At 37.6% G+C, this 19,278-nt stretch carries 17 protein-coding genes and 1 pseudogene; 3 read left to right on the forward strand and 15 right to left on the reverse strand.

The features are described 5' to 3' along the window. Positions 1–97: 97 nt before the first annotated feature. Entirely contained in the window at positions 98–805 is a 708-nt protein-coding gene (gene crp / locus HX129_RS01875; RefSeq protein WP_130072700.1) for a cAMP-activated global transcriptional regulator CRP, read from the reverse strand. Positions 806–953: 148 nt separating this feature from the next. On the opposite strand from crp, the gene HX129_RS01880 reads away from it, so the two are divergent. Continuing rightward, complete coding sequence (locus HX129_RS01880) at positions 954–1,376, forward strand: OsmC family protein (protein ID WP_130072698.1); 423 nt, start codon at positions 954–956, stop codon at positions 1,374–1,376. Between the two features lie 215 nt (positions 1,377–1,591). On the opposite strand, the gene HX129_RS01885 is transcribed toward HX129_RS01880, so the two are convergent. The 4 genes from HX129_RS01885 to HX129_RS01900 form a co-directional block, all read right to left on the reverse strand. Beyond that, positions 1,592–2,392 (reverse strand): peptidoglycan DD-metalloendopeptidase family protein, encoded by an 801-nt coding sequence (locus HX129_RS01885; protein WP_180044733.1) that lies wholly within the window; start codon positions 2,390–2,392, stop codon positions 1,592–1,594. A gap of 207 nt (positions 2,393–2,599) precedes the next feature. Then, on the reverse strand, positions 2,600–4,570 hold the full coding sequence (locus tag HX129_RS01890; RefSeq protein WP_286435960.1) for a family 2A encapsulin nanocompartment cargo protein cysteine desulfurase: 1,971 nt from the start codon (positions 4,568–4,570) through the stop codon (positions 2,600–2,602). Next, positions 4,545–5,477: a family 2A encapsulin nanocompartment shell protein gene (locus HX129_RS01895; protein WP_180044731.1), complete on the reverse strand. Its 933-nt coding sequence runs from the start codon at positions 5,475–5,477 to the stop codon at positions 4,545–4,547. The genes HX129_RS01890 and HX129_RS01895 overlap by 26 nt, the downstream gene beginning before the upstream one ends. Positions 5,478–5,702: 225 nt before the next feature. Next, positions 5,703–6,191, reverse strand: coding sequence for a rhodanese-like domain-containing protein (locus tag HX129_RS01900; protein WP_286433341.1), 489 nt, complete (start codon positions 6,189–6,191; stop codon positions 5,703–5,705). Between the two features lie 384 nt (positions 6,192–6,575). Here HX129_RS01900 and epsC point away from each other — a divergent pair, with 384 nt between their 5' ends. After that, the gene (gene epsC / locus HX129_RS01905; protein WP_286433338.1) at positions 6,576–7,484 is read left to right on the forward strand and encodes a serine O-acetyltransferase EpsC; all 909 of its coding nucleotides are present in this window, start codon (positions 6,576–6,578) and stop codon (positions 7,482–7,484) included. Between the two features lie 110 nt (positions 7,485–7,594). On the opposite strand, the gene HX129_RS01910 is transcribed toward epsC, so the two are convergent. Further along, entirely contained in the window at positions 7,595–7,855 is a 261-nt protein-coding gene (locus HX129_RS01910) for a hypothetical protein (RefSeq protein ID WP_130072686.1), read from the reverse strand. Between the two features lie 239 nt (positions 7,856–8,094). Continuing rightward, positions 8,095–8,385, reverse strand: coding sequence for a hypothetical protein (locus HX129_RS01915; protein WP_286433334.1), 291 nt, complete (start codon positions 8,383–8,385; stop codon positions 8,095–8,097). Between the two features lie 331 nt (positions 8,386–8,716). Here HX129_RS01915 and clpB point away from each other — a divergent pair, with 331 nt between their 5' ends. After that, positions 8,717–11,296 carry an ATP-dependent chaperone ClpB gene (gene clpB / locus HX129_RS01920; protein WP_286433332.1) on the forward strand — a complete coding sequence of 860 codons (2,580 nt, stop codon included), beginning with the start codon at positions 8,717–8,719 and terminating at the stop codon, positions 11,294–11,296. A 1,192-nt stretch (positions 11,297–12,488) separates the two neighbouring features. Here clpB and ssb read toward each other — a convergent pair. The 8 genes and pseudogenes from ssb to HX129_RS01960 form a co-directional block, all read right to left on the reverse strand. Then, positions 12,489–12,812, reverse strand: a pseudogene (gene ssb, locus HX129_RS01925) (single-stranded DNA-binding protein); the annotation flags it as partial. Positions 12,813–13,086: 274 nt separating this feature from the next. Continuing rightward, the gene (locus HX129_RS01930; RefSeq protein WP_286435961.1) at positions 13,087–15,537 is read right to left on the reverse strand and encodes a DUF927 domain-containing protein; all 2,451 of its coding nucleotides are present in this window, start codon (positions 15,535–15,537) and stop codon (positions 13,087–13,089) included. Continuing rightward, entirely contained in the window at positions 15,534–15,845 is a 312-nt protein-coding gene (locus HX129_RS01935) for a hypothetical protein (protein ID WP_286435962.1), read from the reverse strand. The genes HX129_RS01930 and HX129_RS01935 overlap by 4 nt, the downstream gene beginning before the upstream one ends. Further along, positions 15,838–16,140, reverse strand: a complete 303-nt coding sequence (locus HX129_RS01940; RefSeq protein WP_286435970.1) for a hypothetical protein — start codon at positions 16,138–16,140, stop codon at positions 15,838–15,840. Before HX129_RS01940 ends, HX129_RS01935 begins: the two co-directional genes overlap by 8 nt. A 239-nt stretch (positions 16,141–16,379) precedes the next feature. Further along, positions 16,380–16,889: a BRO-N domain-containing protein gene (locus HX129_RS01945; RefSeq protein WP_286435963.1), complete on the reverse strand. Its 510-nt coding sequence runs from the start codon at positions 16,887–16,889 to the stop codon at positions 16,380–16,382. Next, positions 16,886–17,098, reverse strand: coding sequence for a helix-turn-helix domain-containing protein (locus HX129_RS01950; RefSeq protein WP_286435964.1), 213 nt, complete (start codon positions 17,096–17,098; stop codon positions 16,886–16,888). Before HX129_RS01950 ends, HX129_RS01945 begins: the two co-directional genes overlap by 4 nt. Before the next feature lie 2 nt (positions 17,099–17,100). Further along, complete coding sequence (locus HX129_RS01955; protein WP_180046921.1) at positions 17,101–17,337, reverse strand: helix-turn-helix transcriptional regulator; 237 nt, start codon at positions 17,335–17,337, stop codon at positions 17,101–17,103. Positions 17,338–18,007: 670 nt separating this feature from the next. After that, on the reverse strand, positions 18,008–19,246 hold the full coding sequence (locus HX129_RS01960) for a tyrosine-type recombinase/integrase (RefSeq protein ID WP_286435965.1): 1,239 nt from the start codon (positions 19,244–19,246) through the stop codon (positions 18,008–18,010). Between the last annotated feature and the right edge of the window lie 32 nt (positions 19,247–19,278).

The raw sequence follows: 19,278 nt of genomic DNA on the forward strand, positions 1-19,278 counted from the left end.
AATTATTTTGATTTCTGAATTGTGTATAATGATTTCTAAAGGATGACTAAACAAAAAAGCAAATCCGAAGATTTGCTTTTTAGAGATTTAAAACGAATTATTCGTCATCTTGTTCATCGTCGTCAGAATACGAAGATTCTTCTAAAGATACATCAAAAATTAAAATTGCTTTACCATCTGTTTCGATCATGCCTTGTTCTTCAAGTGTTTTCAGAACACGACCCACCATTTCACGAGAACAACCCACAATACGTCCAATTTCCTGACGAGTAATGCGGATTTGACGGCCATTTGGTAAAATCATGGCTTCAGGTTGTGATGAAAGATCAATCAAACAACGTGCAATACGACCCGACACATCAATAAATGCCAAGTCTGTTACTTTGCGCGTCGTATTTTTTAAACGTCTGACCAATTGTGCGAAAACAGCATAGCTTAAGTCAGGATATTGTTTGCTGATGTCATGAAAATTCTCATAAGAAATTTCAGCAATTTCACAAACATCACGTGTTCTTACTTCTGCTGTACGTTGTGGGTTTTGTTCAAACAACCCCATTTCCCCGAAGAAATCGCCTGGATTGAGATATGCAACCACAATTTCACGATCATCATCTTCACGTAAAATGATTGATACTGATCCCTTTAAAATTAAATACAGTGATTTTGACTCTGAACCCGCATCAACAATAGTGGTACGTTTCGGGAAGCGATTGATGTGAGCACGCTTGAGTAATGCTTTGACAGATTCAGGCAGTTGTCCTGGTGACAAAGCGTCTGTACTTAGTTGTGCTAAATTAGAAGACATGCTAAAAATTCCAAATTGGATAATAACTAGATCATAAATCTAAATTGAACTCGTCACGTAGAAGCGAAAGAGATGAAATTCCTTATCAACTCATTTTATGCTAGTGTACCGTACACTATAAATTTATAGCTTTTTTTAGGTAGTTGCAATGCAAACTAGCGTACATTGGTTAGAGAATGTTGCTTTCGAAGCAAAATCGGAAAGTGGGCACCAAGTTGTCATGGATGGTTCTGCTGAATATGGTGGAGAAAACCGTGGACCACGTCCCATGGAGCTGATATTAATGGGACTTGGTGGGTGTGCTTCTTTTGATATTGTGACAATATTAAAGAAATCTCGCCAAGATGTGACAGGTGTTGTATGTCAGCTTAAAGCTGAGCGAGCAGATACAATCCCTGCCGTCTTTACTAAAATTCATTTACATTTTGTCGTGACGGGACGAGATGTAAAAGAAAAACAAGTAGCTAAAGCTGTTGAACTTTCTGCTGAAAAGTACTGTTCTGCAAGTAAAATGTTATCAGACGGTGGTGTTGAGATCAGCCATGATTTTGAAATCCTAGCAGCAGAATAGAAAGCAAAAATGAAGCCAAAAAAATGTTTTTTGGCTTTTTTTATGTGATTTTGATCGTATTTAAGTCGAATGCCGAGTATATCAGTCAACATTTAATTTTAAAAAATTGATGAAAATCACTAAATTTATTTAAATTGAAAAAAGATCAATAAAAATTATTACAAAATGTTTCTATTTTTCAATTTTCACTTAAATATAAGCAAATCACTTAAATTTTATTGATATAAAAATAATTGTGGATCAACTCGAGCATTATTTAAACTCATTCCCCAATGTAGATGTGGACCTGTTACACGGCCTGTTTTGCCGACTAAGCCTAAAACTTCTCCTTGCGTTAATTTCTGTCCTTTTGCAACATTAACTTTACTTAAGTGGCAAAACATACTGATTAAGCCTTGCCCATGATCAACTAAAACAGTTTTACCATTGAAGAAATAATCACCTACCCCTACGACAACACCAGCTGCTGGAGCAACTACTTTCTGTCCGACAGGGGCAGGAATGTCTAAACCTGAGTGTGGTGCGCGTTCTTCACCATTAAAGAAACGTTTACGTCCAAAAGAGTTACTAAACTTTCCAGCAGTTGGACGTATAAAATTTGGAAAATCAGAAAATTGTGCAGGACTGAAAGAGGTATAAATGTCATTTTGTTCTTTGGCTTCTACTACGTATCGATCAAGTTGTTCTTGTTGTGGGTTTACATAATCCTGATTTTTTACAGAAAGTCGTTGTTCAGCATATTTATAAGGCTGAATTTCAATTTGAATGGGTTGAGCATTGGTTTGTAGTTCTAGTGAGCCTACAGGGGTAGAAAGAGGAATCCCAAAAATTGCATAACGTTGGGCATTGGGTTGCGTGATTAAAATCGGTTGGTCTTTATATTTTACTTCGGAAATATTTTGTGAAAGCGGGATCACTGCAATTCCACCTGCACGGCGTGAGTCTTGCGGTAGAGCAAAAAGTTGCGTGCTTGTTAGTAATCCGCAGAGAATAAAGGTTTTTTTGATTGAAAACATAAGCTTTTAAAGTGTGATAAATTCTTATCAAGTGTAACTTTTGAAAGTGTAAACTCAAGCACTTGATTGTTACTATTAAATAGCCTAAGCATTTTTTGTAGTGAGAAAAGCTGCAAAAAATAGCGGTTAGAAACAAATTTGTATGATAAGAAATAAATCACATGCCTAATCAATTAAGCATGTGACGGTTATCTATAGATAAAATAATTAAGATTTGTAGGGTTTTGCTCGTCTCAGTTGATGCAATACCGAAACCAATAAATCAATTTCTTCAGTGGTGTTATAAAACGCCAAAGAAGGGCGTACCGTGCGTTCTACACCAAAACGGCGCAAGATCGGTTGAGCACAGTGGTGCCCTGTACGAACTGCGATTCCATATTGGTTAAGAATTTTACCCACTTCTTCAGTTTCATAACCTGCCAAAGTAAATGACATCACGCTGGCTTTGTTGAGTGCTGTTCCAATTAAACGCAAACCTGAAACGCTTTGTAGGGCATGTTGACCATATTCAAGCAAGTCATGTTCATAACGTGCAATATTATGGATACCAATGCTTTCAACATATTCGAGCGCTGCACCAAGACCGACTGCGTCAGCAATATTTCCTGTTCCTGCTTCAAATTTATTTGGCGCAGGTTGGTAAATCACATTTTCAAAAGTCACGTCTTGAATCATATTACCGCCACCTTCCCAAACAGGCATGGTGTCGAGTAATTCAGATTTGGCATAGACCGCGCCGATCCCAGTAGGGCCAAAGACTTTATGTCCAGAGAACACAAAGAAGTCAGCATCTAGTGCAGAAACATTAGTCGGCATATGCGAAACAGACTGTGCACCATCAATCAAAACACGTACACCCGCAGCATGTGCAAGGGCAATGATTTCTTGAGTTGGTGTTACAGTACCTAAGGCATTGGAAACCTGAGTGATTGAAACAAGTTTAGTTCTTGGATTAAGCAGTTTTACAAACTCCTCAATCTGAATTTGACCTGTATCATCAACAGGAATCACACGCAGTTTAGCGCCTGTTTCTTTGGTTAATTGATACCAAGGGACAATATTTGCATGGTGTTCAAGATGAGAGACAATAATTTCATCACCCGCTTGAATATTTTGCTTGCCCCATGATTTAGCAATTAAATTAATGCCTTCAGTTGTACCACGCACAAAGACGATATTCTTTGCAGCAGGTGCACCAATAAATCGAGCAACTACATCACGCGCATGTTCGTAAGCATCACTGGCGCGAGCTGCAAGTTCATGTGCAGCACGGTGAATGTTCGAGTTTTCATGCTCATAAAAATATGAAATTCGATCAATCACGGCTTTTGGCTTATGCGTTGTAGCAGCATTGTCTAGCCAAACCAATTGCTTACCATTGACGCGTTCTTGCAAGATTGGAAAATCTTTACGAATTTGCAAAATATCAATCGGTTGATAGTTTTGTGCTGTCGTTGGGATTTGCAAATCTGAATGTGGACGAGCCGTTTCAATTGTTGGAGATTGTAGAAAATAATAACCAGATGCTGCTGTAGCAGGTTTGTCATTACGATCTTGCAAAACACCATGTAATTGATGGTCATCAGTCACATGAAAATTGTCAAAAGCATACGGATTTTTCAATACATCAACTTGACTCGCATTGCTATTTACAGTTTGCGGATTCACAGCCTCAGGTTGAGGTAAATCCAAAAAGTAGTAATTTGACGATGCACTGTTTGGTTGAGCAGGGCTTGGTGTCGCAGCAGGTACATTTGCTGGTGTAGCTTGCTGTGGCACTGAGTTTGTTAATGCTGTAGACGCAAAAGACAAATCAAGACCATGTGTTGCTGCCAAAGGGTCAGGCGTATTTGCACCACCAATCACGGGAGCAGAAGACAAGATTCTACGCTCAGGATGGTCAGCCGTAGGTTCAACAAAATGCTGCGTCGAAGCAGGATTTAAACTGGTTTGTTGAACGACAGCAGGCACTCGACCTGAAAGTGCTGCAATAGGATCTTTGGGCTGTGGTTGGTGGCTTGGCAAATCAAAGTTAAAACCTTGTGGGTTTTGCTTTGGTAATGCAGTGAAAAACTCAGCAGCCAACTGTGCAATTATAGATTCACTGATCGGTGCATCAGGTGTACCCGAAGAAATATCTACTGTGGGTTGATTACTTGTAAGTTGTTGGATAGTCATGGTATTTGTCTACCTCCACATCTTCAAGTACAGCAAGCGCATCATCTGTAAGTACCGCAAGAGAACAGTACAATGAGATTAAGTAAGATGCGATGGCATTACGGTTGATTCCCATGAAGCGTACAGATAAGCCTGGTGCTTGTTCACCTGCAAGCCCTGGTTGGAATAGACCGACTACACCTTGACGTTTTTCACCTACACGAAGCAGGATAATTTTGGTTTTACCATCTTCAACTGGGATCTTGTTCGATGGAATAAGAGGAATACCACGCCAAGTAATAAATTGCGAACCAAATAGGCTAACTGTAGGAGGCGGAACACCACGACGTGTACATTCACGACCAAATGCAGCAATTGCATCAGGATGAGCAAGGAAGAACCCTGGTTCTTTCCATACTTTACGTAACAAATCATCCAAGTCGTCAGGTGTCGGTGCGCCTGTCAATGTAGAAATACGTTGCTCGTCTGCAACACTTGCCAATAAACCGTATTCAGGGTTATTGATCAGTTCACTTTCTTGACGCTCTTTAATGGTTTCAATGGTTAAGCGTAATTGTTCTTTAATTTGATCATGCGGACTGCTATATAAGTCGGAAACACGGGTATGGATATCTAGAACAGTTGAAACGCCATTTAGAAAATATTCACGAGGATTTACTTCATAATCGACAAAAGTTTGTGGCAAAGTTGCTTCATCACGTTGTGTACAAGCCACTTGAATATCATCGGTATTGCTGACTTTGTTGACACGGTAGATACCTGCTTCAACAGGCGTCCATTGTAATAAATGTGTTAACCAACGTGGTGTGATGGTCGAGAGTTGAGGAACGGTTTTTGTTGCATTGGCAAGTTGACGAGCTGCCTGATCGTTCAGCGCTTGGCGTGCCACTTCTTGGTTCTTAGCCATGTATAAATCCTTGGTTGTATTTAATTCGTTATTTATTGCTGTTTGAAAAGGTGTTACTTTTTTATCTTCTCCAATAATTTAATGAGTATGTTAAATTTTCATTTTTGGTTTTTTATTGGATTAAATTGATTGTATTTATGCTTTAAATTTAATCAATCTTAATATTTCATAAAAAATACTTTAGATATAAGGAATAAAGCTTTGTTTTATTCCTATATCCCAAATTTATTCTTGTCGCCAAGGCAGATTGTGGAAACGCCAACCATTGAAAACACCACGATGATTGTTTTCATCGAGATCACCTTCAAAACCTTGTTCAATATTATAAATATTTTCAAAACCTGCATTAAATGCCACATTTGCAGCAGCAGCTGAACGTTTACCACTTCGGCACAGTAGAAGAATGATTTTGTCCTTGCCAACCTTATTTTCGAGTTCTTTCGCAAATCGAGGATTACGATTTAGCGCAGTGCCTGTTGCCCAAGGAATATGTATGGTATCTTCAACATAGCCCACAAATTTACGTTCTTCATTGGTACGTACATCCACAATCACTGCATGTCCAGCTTGAAATAAAGCCCATGCTTCATGTGGTAACACTGTCCCTGTAAATTCTAGATAATGATCTTCAACACGTTGCTTGGCATCAGCGAAGATTTGTTGAATGTTATGATCATTCAAAGTTGGGATGTCAATTTGAGTTATGCCGTTCATGTCATGTACCTAAATTTAATGCTAGGAAAAGTCGCTTTAAAGCGAAGCTTTCCAGCATTTGAAATAATTTATTAGAGAAGTTGATATTAAATATAATGATTTTTTATATTCTGAAAATGAATAAAAATTGAATTACTTATTCTTATTTTTAAAAAAGAAGAGTTTATCGATTATTCTAAATCCCGTGATGATAGATTGTAAGCAATTAATACAATGCTCTAGTGTTATTTAGTGTTAAATACAAAATTCAGATATGAATATATCAACAATGTTTATCTAAAACTTGGCAAATAAAATAAGATTATCTACAACAATTGAATAAGGAATGTTGTTGACAGCACTTTATTCATATAATGAAAAAAGAAATCTCATGCAGGTAAGCCCATGACTCAATGGAACATCCAAGATATTGTCACAGCATTACAGCAAGCACGTAATGAATGGCGTACAAAACAGAAAAGTCTTAAAGATTTTGGTGGGAGAGAATTACCCTCAAAAGAAGAAATCAAAAAAATCATGAATGATCTATGTGGAATTTTATTTCCTATGCGTTTAGGACCACATGACTTACGCCAACAAAGTGAAAATTTTTATATCGCACATACACTAGAAAAAACGTTGTATGCTTTACGAGAACAGGTGAAATTAAATCTAAGCTATGATTATAAATATAAAAAGCAGCAGCAAGATGTTGAGGCTGCAGATATTCTTGCACAACGTTTAGTGACTGAGTTTGCACAGAAATTGCCTGAGTTACGCCGTATTTTAGATACAGATGTTATCGCTGCTTATGAGGGGGATCCTGCTGCACGCAGTGTTGATGAAGTTTTACTGTGCTATCCGGGTGTTTTAGCGATCATTTACCACCGTATCGCCCATGAGTTTTATAAAAAAGATTTATCTTTATTAGCACGATTAATTGCTGAAATTGCGCATTCTAAAACAGGGATTGATATCCATCCTGGTGCACAAGTCGATCAAGGTTTCTTTATTGATCATGGAACAGGTGTCGTGATTGGTGAAACCTGCATTATTGGTAAAAATGTCCGTATTTATCAGGCAGTGACTTTAGGTGCAAAACGTTTTGAAGTGGACGGTGATGGTCGTTTGCAGAAAGAATATGCACGTCATCCAATCGTTGAAGATAATGTGGTGATTTACGCAGGTGCGACGATTTTAGGGCGTATTACCATTGGTCAAGGGGCAATTATTGGTGGGAATGTATGGATTACACAAAGTGTGCCTGCCAATAGTGCGGTATCGCAAAGTTCAGCAACCAAATCGAAAGTTTAGTTTGCATTAAAAATTCCAATGTCAATTGTGGCATTGGAACACTCTACTTTTACATATGTGATTGATTTTTAATCATATATGAAATATTAAGAGTGAAATTTGATTTATATTTAATTATCAAAATTCAAATATAATTTGTTTATTCTATTCCAGTGAAAATCATTTTTTAATTTTAGATTGTGTTTCCCTAAGAAATAGTAGTTTAGGTTTAATATTGTATCTTCATCAAAACTAAAACAATCTGAGTATTTTATTAAATCAATAAATACTGATGGATTTAATGTCTGAACCATTAATTTTTCATAGTAGTAAAAATTTTTTTGATATAAATCTTCACATTCTTCGCTAATCAAGCCGTTATTTGATTGCATAAATTCTTTTGCATAAAGTAGATAGTTTTTTCTGTCGTTTATATAAAAAAAATAACTTCTTAGTAAATTATATATGTCACTCGTAATGACCTGAAATAGAACATATTTATTTAAAAAAATATCAAAATAAAAAAATATATCAAATTGCATTAAAGTTTGTTTATTTATCTTATTTTTTAAAATTTCTATGGGGGCATTTTCATCAATAAGAAATCTAAAATATTCGTAAAACTCAACCTCTAATTGATAGTGAGTGAGATCGCGGAATCCGCTAAATTTTCGTAAGGATATCCTAAGCTGTTTGAATGTTCAAAATCATAAATATAATTTTGATATTTCTTAATGAATTCTTCAGAGTAGAAATGAGGGTATTCATTAATGAAATATAACCTATACGGTCTTGCGTTGGCATAAAACTTTTTTTCTAAAATTTTAATTTGATAGGTATTTACTAATATATTGATAAATTTAGAAATATGGCTCTCATTGCTAAATAAAGCGATAGTTATATGTTGTGTCTGTTCGCCCATAATTTATCCTATTTTAAAATCGTTGTGAAATTGCTATATGCATTCATCTTTTACCAAAAATCAACATTGTTTTTATTCTAAAAATTCTCATTTCAGCTTACTTTAAAACATTATCATGCAAATACAAATATTTTAAATTAGCCCTTATATTTTTCTAAACAGTTGACTTGAAAAAGAAACATTCAGGGCGCATATTAGTACTGAAATTTATCTTGAGTGTTTTAGTAAGCTTTTGAAAAATATATTAAATAATTTAAAATTGGTGTTGAAATCTAAAAAAGCGTTCCCATTTAATATTCAAGTACAAAATTTGTTGTGAGGAATAACAAGAATGCGTTTTGAAAAATTTACAAACCGCCTACAGCAAGCGTTATCAGATGCACAATCTTTAGCGATGGGCAAAGACCATACAGCCATTGAAGGAATTCACATTCTTTCAGCGTTATTAGAAGAACCTTCTAATCTCAGTTTATTGCAACAATCAGGTGCAAATTTACCTGAACTTAAAAATAAACTACAACAAGCACTCAATGATGCACCCAAAATTGGAACACCTACAGGTGATATAAACCTGAACCCTGAAGCGGTACGTGCGCTGAATTTAGCAGATAGTTTTGCGCAAAAAGCTGGGGATGAATTCCTGTCTACCGATTGGGTGATATTGGCACTCGCTGAAACAGGCGCAACCAAAACATTATTAACAAGCGTAGGTGTAACAACTGACAAGCTACGCAAAGCAATTGAAAATATTCGAGGTGGCGAACAAGTTATGGCAAATAACCATGAAGATCAACGTGATTCGTTAAATAAATACACCATTGACCTGACTGAACGCGCATTGTCAGGCAAGTTAGACCCAGTGATTGGTCGTGATGAAGAAATTCGTCGTACCATTCAAGTATTGTCACGCCGTACCAAGAATAACCCTGTATTGATCGGTGAACCTGGTGTAGGTAAAACCGCGATTGTAGAAGGTTTGGCACAACGTATTGTCAATGGGGAAGTGCCTGAAAGCTTGAAAGGTAAACGTGTTTTATCACTTGATTTAGGTTCTTTACTTGCAGGTGCGAAATATCGTGGTGAGTTTGAAGAACGCCTAAAAGCAGTGTTAAAAGACCTTGCTAAATACGATGGTGAAATCATCCTATTTATTGACGAGTTACATACACTTGTTGGTGCAGGTAAGGGTGATGGTGCAATGGATGCAGGTAATATGTTGAAACCTGCATTGGCACGTGGTGAGTTACGCTGTGTTGGTGCAACAACATTAGATGAATATCGTCAATTCATTGAAAAAGATGCAGCTTTAGAGCGTCGTTTCCAAAAAGTATTGGTCGATGAACCGAGTGTTGAAGATACCATTGCGATTCTTCGTGGTCTTAAAGACAAGTATGCAACCCATCATGGTGTGCAAATTCTTGACTCAGCCATTATTGCTGCGGCGAAAATGTCGCATCGCTATATCACAGACCGTCAATTGCCCGATAAAGCCATTGACCTGATTGATGAAGCTGCATCACGTATTAAAATGGAAATTGACTCAAAACCTGAGCCACTTGACCGTTTAGATCGTCGATTAATTCAACTCAAAATGCAGTTGGAAGCAGTGAAAAAAGATGCTGATTCTGTCAGCAAAGCTGAAGTTGAACATCTTGAAAAACAAATTGCTGAAGTTCAGAAAGAATATAGCGATTTGGAAGAAGTGTGGATTGCGGAAAAACGCTTAATCGATGGTACAAATCAAGCTCAGATTGAACTTGATAAAGCCCGTACAGCCTTTGAAAAAGCACAACGTGAAGGTGACTTGGCAGAAGCAAGTCGTTTGCAATATGGTGTGATTCCTGAGTTACAAAAACGCTTGAATGAAGAAGAAGTTGCGGAAGTCAATGAAGAACCGAAACTGATCCGTACCAAAGTTACTGAAAACGAAATTGCTGAAGTGGTCAGTGCTGCAACGGGTATTCCTGTATCGAAAATGCTGCAAGGTGAACGCGAGAAATTGCTTCATATGGAAGAATTCTTACATAACCGTGTGGTGGGTCAGGATGAGGCAGTCGTAGCCGTATCCAATGCTGTGCGTCGTTCACGTGCAGGCTTGTCCGATCCGAACCGTCCAAGTGGTTCATTCTTATTCCTTGGGCCAACAGGTGTTGGTAAAACTGAATTGACTAAAGCATTGGGTAATTTCCTGTTTGATAGTGATGATGCAATTATTCGTATCGATATGTCAGAGTTTATGGAAAAACATTCGGTGAGCCGTTTGGTTGGTGCGCCTCCAGGCTACGTGGGTTATGAAGAAGGTGGTGTGCTAACTGAGGCTGTACGTCGTAAACCTTATAGCATTGTGTTGTTTGACGAAGTTGAAAAAGCACATCCTGATGTATTCAACATACTTCTACAAGTGTTGGATGACGGTCGTTTAACGGATTCACAAGGTCGTTTAATTGACTTTAAAAATACCGTGATTGTGATGACTTCAAACTTAGGTTCAAGCGATGTACGTGAGTTGGGTGATGGTGCAACGGATGAAGAAGTTCGTGCGGTCGTGATGGGAGCAGTTTCACAACATTTCCGCCCTGAATTCATCAACCGTATTGACGAGCTTGTGGTTTTCCATTCGTTGAAAAAATCACAAATTCGTGGCATTGCCGATATTCAGTTGGATCGTTTACGTTCTCGTTTAGCTGAACGTGATATTGGGTTGACTGTGGATGATCAAGCATTCGATATCTTGATTGATGCAGGATTTGATCCTGTGTATGGTGCGCGTCCTTTAAAAAGAGCTATTCAACAACAGATCGAGAATACTTTGGCACAACGTATCTTGGCGGGTGATTTTAGCGCGGGTGATACGATTTTGATTAGTGCTGAAAATGGCCAACTTGATTTTTCTAAATTAAAATTAAGTTGATAGATTCACTGAATATGCCATAACTAAAAGCCAATCACTTTCGAGTGGTTGGCTTTTTGATTAAAAACATGGAAGTCAATAAAAATGCCAAATCAGATGATTTGGCATTTTTTAAGATTTTAAAAACTAGTTGATTTTCTTAAAAAGAAAATAATTAATCACTATTATTTATTTATAAACAATAACTTATTATTTTATATTTTAATTTGCAACTAACTTGCAACTAAATAAACAAAAGATGGATTTACGGATGATTTAAGCAATCGTAGGGGGTAACCAAAAATCTAGAGGTTTAAAGCTACATGACCGCACCTATAAACATATTTTTATACGCCCGAAATTAAAAATTGAGGGTCTTGACTTGATGAATAATAAATGAGTGGTTGGAATGCTATCCCTCATGCGCTCCAGTGCATTTTATTCTACTGGTGACTTGTTCGGGTTCATTATGTTTTTCACATTTAAAATGGCGAGTTCAATCGCCTTGATCTGTAGGCAATGACAACTATAAACAACCATTCAAAAAATATTTTAGGGATTAGGGAAGTTTTAACCTCAATTTGAGGGTGGCATTTGAAATGCGACCCTTTGGGTTGTTGTCACTTTTGACGATAAGCCAAATACCTCTTTTAAGGGTGAATAAAGCAGCATTTAAAATCTATCCATTCATGATTTTTAAGGTGAACGCAAATTTGCGTTTTGCAGTTTATTAATATCGTCAAAAGAAATGATGACGCATTGGCATTTGAAATGCGGATAGGTGTGCCGTTACATCAGACTATCGTATTCAACTTATTAAGGTCGTCAAAAAAAACGAGCTTTCAATCATCATGATTTCAGTAATAGATCCACTTGGTCACATTTAGAATCTCAGCAAGTTAAACCTCAATGGTTAAAATGACCATGCAGATATTTAAGAGCTTCTTGTGTATGTCGATAGAAAGCTAAAAAATCGACATGAGGTGTCTTATATGTCGATATGGTAAATATGAAAATAGATATACCTTTTTTCACTACTACCTATAAAAATATGATTTGCTCACTTTGTACTCAAGACTACCGTTACTCACCGTGAGTTTTACCCGGTTATAGTTTTTGTTATGTCATAATGAGTTCAATATGTAATCACTGTTACGCCATAAAAAATAGTAGTTCAATAAAAAGCCTCATTTAAGAGGCTCAATGCAGATCAAAGCAACTGTAATACATCCGCCCGAACTTCGACTATCTCCCGATCTACACCGCTTTGATCTTTCCATTTCCGTGTCCTTAAACTGCCCTCAATATAAACCTTACTGCCTTTTTTAAGGTACTTGCCTGCAATCTCTGCCAATCGGTTATTGGTACTGATTCGATGCCATTCGGTGTGTTCTTTACGTTCTCCAGTGGTTTTGTCTTTCCATTGCTCAGTCGTTGCTATGCTGAAATTGGTAATACTGCCACCATTGGGGAAATTCTTTGTTTCAGGGTCACGACCTAAAACGCCCATTAAAATAACTTTGTTTACGTTTGGCATTGTTCTAAATCTCTTAAATTCTCTTGGAATGTCTATTTTTAAGGGGCAACGTGGGCAACATAGGCAACATGCTTGCTGTCAAAGGGTTTCAGGCTGTTGCCTCTTTTTTTTCACTTGGGCAACATGGGCAACATTTCAGTGAAAATGAAATTAAACATAAGAATATCTTAACGTGTTGCCTTTGTTGCCTGTTGCCATTTTATATGGGCAACAGGTTCAAAGCCTTTATTTATAAGGGTGTTGCCCTTGTTGCCTTTGTTGCCCTATGTTTTTGCTATTCCCAACTAAAAATAGCGTCTTTTACGGCGTAAACTCGAATCGCTTTAGTTCGACTGGGTAGACGGACTGTCTTTGTATTCTTGCCAGTATCATGCTCTAGTAACTTCTCAATCAATAAAGCCTTTGCCACTTTTCGACTGTCATGTCCTTTGCACACTTCATTTTTGAACTGTTCAGGCAACACAAGAAATAACTTTTCGCCGTTCTCGATCTTCCAGTAACCCACACGGTTAATGATCTTTTCGATTTGGTCAGGGTCAGGGGTGATAGATTCAAAACGACTTGATTCATTTGCCTCAAAGAATGCCTTAACATGCAAAATATATTCTTTGGTTTGGTAGTCCCCGACATATTCAAACTCATTGACCCAAGCATTGAATACGTCTTTCACGGCGTTAAATGCTGTACCTGGTTGCCATCCTGTAATTCCTGCTTGTGTAGCAAGTTCACCTGCAACAGCAATCAAGGCAAAGGCATTTGCAACACGGACAATATGACCTTGATTGTGTTCTGCTACCAATTCACGGTGATATTGCTCCAATAGCTGCTTAGCCTGCTGCATGACATTATCTTTGTCTTGGGTGAGGTATTTCAGCCATGCCATGCCTGCAACGCCGTAGAACTGATTAGAACGCTCGACCAATACCCTAGATTGTTTTGCACCATCTTCGGCAAAGTCGATCTGATCAAATAAACCATATTCAGACTGATCTATATCAATATCAATCAAACGGATTTCTTGCCCTAGTTTGGTCTTTTGTCCGTTCTCTTGCATGATTTCTTTCAGGCTCTTTTCACCTGTAGATAGGAAAATGACTTTCCAAGCATAAGAGGGCTTGGCTTTGATTTCCTTAGTTAGCCTTGCTTTGCCTTTACCATTGGCAAGCATGTAGGCAATGTTACCCAACTCTTTAGGGTTGGCGACTTCTCCAATCTCATCCAGTGCCAAAAAACCATCATTGTGAATATATGCGGTATGTTCTAAAGCGTTGCCTGTTGATTTCCATGTTTTGCAATATTGGCTAGGCTTGCCCCATACACTACAACCGACATATAAAGCGGTGGTTTTGCCTTTAGAGGATTGCCCTTTGAAGTGAACGCCTGCACCTGTCTGCTGTTCCAGTGGGGTCAGCAATTGCCCTGCAAAAGCCGAACTCAACGCCACAACTAATTTGGAATGAGCAGCAAGTGGCATAGAAATATGACTTTGCCATTGTTCTAAACTGCCTTTGCTCTGATAGTTACTATCAATGCCTTGTGTGGTTTGATAGACAATTAAATCGTCATGTTCATGTTGTCCGATCTGCTCATTGGGCAACACAAAAACATTGTCATGCCATCCAACACGATCAACACATAACGCCCTTGCATGGGTTGGGTAGCTCATCAAATAACTTTGCAATAAATTTCTTGCTCTGCCATCTGGTGCAATGATAACGCCTTGATAAGCCAAAGCCTTGCGAAGTTCCACGCCATCAGATTGGAATAGTTCCATTGATAAGGCTTGTGTGTGTTTTACACCGTCTGCATCGTACCATTCAAGCAATCGACCCCATGCGTTATTGGTGGTGTCCCTTGTTTGTGCCAATACTCGAATCGGACTGGAAATATAGCGTCTATACTCATCATCCTTTGTTTGTTCAATGTAGTACAAGCCACTATCTAAAAGATGAAATACACCATCACCATAACGAAATGGCTTGGCTAAATGTCCTTTAGGTAATGGGTCGAGTTCAGGCAATAAAGCTATTGATTCAGTTATAAATGCTTGTACTTCCTCAACGTCATTATCCTTATTCAACTCAGTAAAAAACTCGCTTTCACCAATCTTGATATATTGATTGAGCAAATGGACAGACGTGTTTCTCTCGAGGTTTTGGAATGCTTCAAGCTGTATCTGTTCAGGTCTAACAGGTAGGTATAACTGTTGATAGCCTGCTTTAGATAACTGCTGAATAACATATTGTATTTGCTCAAAATCAAAGGCTTTGAGTTCTGTTAGGTTGATATTGCATAGGTTAGGCAATATCACCAATACAACGGAAAACGGCTGTAATGGTGGTTCAAAACCAATGGCAATACTGGAGGCAAGTTTAAAAAATACCTCTAAGTTATGGGTGATGATGACAGGTTTATCTTTCTGCATTTCACCATAGCAAGCAAAGCCTTTTGCCAATCCATCAGGTATGACTTGAATACGTTGTTCATTCTGCAATACGGCGCATTGTACGAGTTCCAATTGAGCGTCATAGATCGGCAGAATCAAAGGCTGTTCATAGGTCACGCCGTTAATGTCTACCTTGCATTGATCAACATAGATCGGCTGTGATGGACTGCCAAAGCGTTCAATGATGGGATGGTTTAAATATGTGTCATCCGATGGATTAAGCAACGTACAATTTGCTAGAATCGAATCGGGTTTGATGGTGGAGGTGGTGATATTCATAGTGTCACCGCCTTTTTATTTGCTTCGTATTCTTCTCTGAATTTTTCAGCTTCTTTTTCATGATAACGGCAACGATCTTCTGCTAAATATACAAACATTTCTAAGACTTTCTCTAGGTCTGAAAAATGGTATTCAGCATTTGGATAGCGAGCCATTAAATCTTTTTTAATTTGTTTAACTTTGAGTTGCACATTTGATAGGGCGGTACTCATCCAATCCATATCGCACTCAGCCATTGAAGCTAAATCATGCATGTCACCAGCGTTATAAGTTTTAGGCGTGTTTGTAGTGTTGTTTTGATTAGGCATGATTGCCTCCTAGTAATTTTGAGTTGAGAATCACGCTAATTTGAGAGATTAGGGTGAGGGGATTCACTCTCGGCTTACTAGAACCGCCCGACATATTCGGCAAAACCTTATTTTGTCGTGTCATCCCCTCATAGAGGGATTGCAGCCTTGTGTGTGTAGCTGAAACACTTGTACCTTGTATTTTGAGCATAGATTGAGAGCCTATGCAAAATTTAGGCACAATAAAACCACAATGACGCTGTGGGGTGACGCTAGTAAGTTTTGAGAGGTCTACAGCATAACCATACTTGGGCATGTTGGCAATATTAAGTGATTTATTTTTCAGGTTTAAGCGTAAAGCCGATTTTAGATTAATCTTTGAAAACAGCATGTTATATGCCTCAAAATATTGTAGGGGTGTATCCAGTTTTGGGCATACCCCCATAGGATTTAAAATACTGTCAGAATAAATGTGAGCAAATTTGCTCATATCTAAATAGATGCACTCAGATTTGAGCGTATCTATTGCCTGAATTTTAGGGGGTGTATGATTTTTCATTGTGTAACCCCCTCAAAACTAAGTTGAATATTTGCCTTGCATGTTTCGATGCGGATAGCGTTTTGGTGCTTTTCACGTTTACGGCGGTGCATTCCAAGACTATGAAATGAGCCTTTGTCCTTGGATATTTTTTCTTGTATGCAAAGGCGGTTTAATTCATCAAAAGCGGTTTGTCGTGCTGTAACTGAATAATTGCCAGTCTTACGAATGCTTGGTAATACCTCTTTAAATACCCAAGTTTGGAAATTTAATGCTTCTTTTTTGGTAGATCGGAAAACAATGCGGTAAAGATTTTCTTCACTGATAAAAGTAATGAATTGATTTCCGCTTGTGGTAGGGGTACACAAACTATGTGTACCCTTTGGATTTAAGTTAAATCGGCTTGGGTTTGCTCTTTGCATATCTAATGCCTTACAAACATCAGCCAAGCAAAATAAAGGCTGTCCATTTTCATCAAAGGCAACTCGAACGCCGTGTTCATTAAAATTAAAAATAGATGGATTCATGCAACAAACTCCCCGATCAATTCATAACGAGCGTGGTAGCCGTCACGGTTTAAGTTCGCCTCTTGGTGGGTCACAATGTCACAACCTGAACGGCGTAAACGCTGTATGACAGCACTCAGGCGATAGCAATTAAATAGATTGATTGCTTCGGCTTGGCTCAAGGTTTTACCTTGCTTGAGGTGGTTTAAAACTTGGGTTTGATGGTTCATGTTTAAGCCTCCATCGTTACAATGTTGGCTTTATGTTTGGCTATACGATCTGCTACCCATGAATCGACATCTGATTCAATCCAAGCGACACGGCGTTCTGACAGGTTTAAGCATTGGGGGAAATCACCGCTTCTCATCATGGCATAGATGGATGAAGCTCCAAGTCCTGTTTTTTCTTGGACTTCTTTACGGCGAATCAAGCGATTATTTTCAGTTTGTTGCGATTTAGATAAAGTCATCTAAACATTCTCCAGTAGTGGAAATGCCTAGACACAAAAAAGGAACGTAGGAATGTTTGAGCTTTTAAACTAAGTTTTATCAGATAGATATAGTTATTAGTTACCATTCAATAAGTTCAATAAGAACTAATGAATATCAGCAATAGTAAACAAAAGGTTTACTTTGAATAAAAGGTTTACTATAGTTTCAACTATCGTATATACGACAAAAGACGTTTTTAAGCTGTTTACATTTCTAAAGTTCCTTTAGGTTTGTGTCTTGGTAGGACATAGTTTAAAAATATCGACATGAAAGAATTGGCGTTCTTTCATGTCATCCAAAAGAGTTAAGAATTGGCGTTCTTAGCTCTTTTTTATTGCTCATTGATTGCTTTCGCATTTATTACAACTCAATGAACATGCTGTAACTCTACGGTAAAAATTATTAAATGGCTACTCCCATTGTTGAGCGATTGCTAGAAAAATCGACATCAAAATAACGCTATTATTCAAATTTGAACCTTTAATATTTCAAACTAAAATAAATGCTATTATTTATTCAAGCTTTTGACTTAATTGCTAAAATAATATAGAGAATTCTATATAAGTTGTTCAGTTTACTGAACATTTTATTCATTAATGAATAATTTTAATAACGCTGTTATTATTAAAGTTTTACAAATAGATACAATTAAGCCCCTTTTGCTTCATTGAAAAAGATTAAATTTTGTTCATAAATTACACTAAAAACAAAATCACTCCATTTCTGCATCATCTTTTTACGCTCATTTGCATACTCAGCCTTGTTATAAACAGCACGTACACCTGTCGCTTTATGGTTTAAACATTTCTCTATCACATCAGCATTAAAACCTTGTTCATTTAAAATGGTGCTTGCCGTGCGTCTTAGATCGTGAATAGTGAAATGTTCTACATTGGCTTTTAACATGGCTTTTTCTTGTGCGCTGTTCAGCGTGTTATGTGAAATAGGGGAACGATTAAACCGCCCTGCAAATATATAAGGACTTTCACTGTTGATTTGCTGCAACTTCTTTAAAATATCAATCATCTGCTCAGACAAATAAACAACCATTGATCTTGTTAAACCGTTGTTGTCTGACTTTGGATTGGGGACCAGCCACGTATTTTGTTCAAAGTCGATGTGTTCCCATTTCGCATTGGTCAGTTCTGATTTTCTGAGTAGTGTAAGCAAGGAAAGGAGTAACCCCAGTTTGTAGCTTTCCTGAATTTTTGGCATTTCAAAAAGAGTGGTGTAGAAAGTTCGTATTTCCGCAATAGATAAATGACGATTTCTTGGTTTTGCTTTATAGACATGCTTTGCTTGAATCGCTAGGACTAAATTGTACTCTGCTAAGCCTTTTGTAATGGCATACTCAAACATTCGACTAAGTAGGCTGCGAATCTGCCAAGCTGTAGGGTCTTTGCCCTCATCTTTTTTCTTCCAAATAATAGAACGTATATGTTCAATGGTAATTTGATTAAATGCTAAATCTCCAATAACTGGATATATATCATTGTTTAAATATAGCTCCATGATTGTAGTTGTCACACGATCTTTGGCAACGACCTCGTTAATGTATTGCTCGCCATAATGTCTAAAGGTGACTTGATACTTTTCATTTTTTTGTTGTTCTAATTTTGGCGATATACCTTTGGCAACTAATGAAGCTGTTTCATCTCGCTTTGCTCTTGCATCTTTTAGAGAAATATCAGGGTAACGACCAATCGTTAAACGCTCTTGTTTTCCATTATATGTGTAGCGATATAACCATACTTTGCTTCCAGTCGGTTTCACTTCTATAAACAAGCCGTTATTTAGCTTGTCCTTTGCCATATAGCGTTTTTCAAGTGCTTTTAAAGCATCTATTTCTCTCGGTGTTCCAAAAGAATATCCATTGTCTTTAGGCATAATTTTTTAGGTGCAAAGTGGTTGTTAAGTTA

The organism is Acinetobacter sp. 251-1 (assembly GCF_030329305.1).
Taxonomy (GTDB): Bacteria; Pseudomonadota; Gammaproteobacteria; order Pseudomonadales; family Moraxellaceae; genus Acinetobacter; species Acinetobacter piscicola_A.

Coding starts and splice junctions, on each gene's coding strand:
- crp (WP_130072700.1), bottom strand. CDS start 805: ATGTCTTCTAATTTAGCACAACTAAGTACAGACGCTTTGTCACCAGGA.
- HX129_RS01915 (WP_286433334.1), bottom strand. CDS start 8,385: ATGGGCGAACAGACACAACATATAACTATCGCTTTATTTAGCAATGAG.
- HX129_RS01880 (WP_130072698.1), top strand. CDS start 954: ATGCAAACTAGCGTACATTGGTTAGAGAATGTTGCTTTCGAAGCAAAA.
- HX129_RS01895 (WP_180044731.1), bottom strand. CDS start 5,477: ATGGCTAAGAACCAAGAAGTGGCACGCCAAGCGCTGAACGATCAGGCA.
- HX129_RS01935 (WP_286435962.1), bottom strand. CDS start 15,845: ATGCCTAATCAAAACAACACTACAAACACGCCTAAAACTTATAACGCT.
- HX129_RS01890 (WP_286435960.1), bottom strand. CDS start 4,570: ATGACTATCCAACAACTTACAAGTAATCAACCCACAGTAGATATTTCT.
- clpB (WP_286433332.1), top strand. CDS start 8,717: ATGCGTTTTGAAAAATTTACAAACCGCCTACAGCAAGCGTTATCAGAT.
- HX129_RS01885 (WP_180044733.1), bottom strand. CDS start 2,392: ATGTTTTCAATCAAAAAAACCTTTATTCTCTGCGGATTACTAACAAGC.
- HX129_RS01955 (WP_180046921.1), bottom strand. CDS start 17,337: ATGACTTTATCTAAATCGCAACAAACTGAAAATAATCGCTTGATTCGC.
- HX129_RS01950 (WP_286435964.1), bottom strand. CDS start 17,098: ATGAACCATCAAACCCAAGTTTTAAACCACCTCAAGCAAGGTAAAACC.
- HX129_RS01900 (WP_286433341.1), bottom strand. CDS start 6,191: ATGAACGGCATAACTCAAATTGACATCCCAACTTTGAATGATCATAAC.
- HX129_RS01930 (WP_286435961.1), bottom strand. CDS start 15,537: ATGAATATCACCACCTCCACCATCAAACCCGATTCGATTCTAGCAAAT.
- HX129_RS01940 (WP_286435970.1), bottom strand. CDS start 16,140: ATGCCCAAGTATGGTTATGCTGTAGACCTCTCAAAACTTACTAGCGTC.
- HX129_RS01960 (WP_286435965.1), bottom strand. CDS start 19,246: ATGCCTAAAGACAATGGATATTCTTTTGGAACACCGAGAGAAATAGAT.
- HX129_RS01945 (WP_286435963.1), bottom strand. CDS start 16,889: ATGAATCCATCTATTTTTAATTTTAATGAACACGGCGTTCGAGTTGCC.
- HX129_RS01910 (WP_130072686.1), bottom strand. CDS start 7,855: ATGCAATCAAATAACGGCTTGATTAGCGAAGAATGTGAAGATTTATAT.
- epsC (WP_286433338.1), top strand. CDS start 6,576: ATGACTCAATGGAACATCCAAGATATTGTCACAGCATTACAGCAAGCA.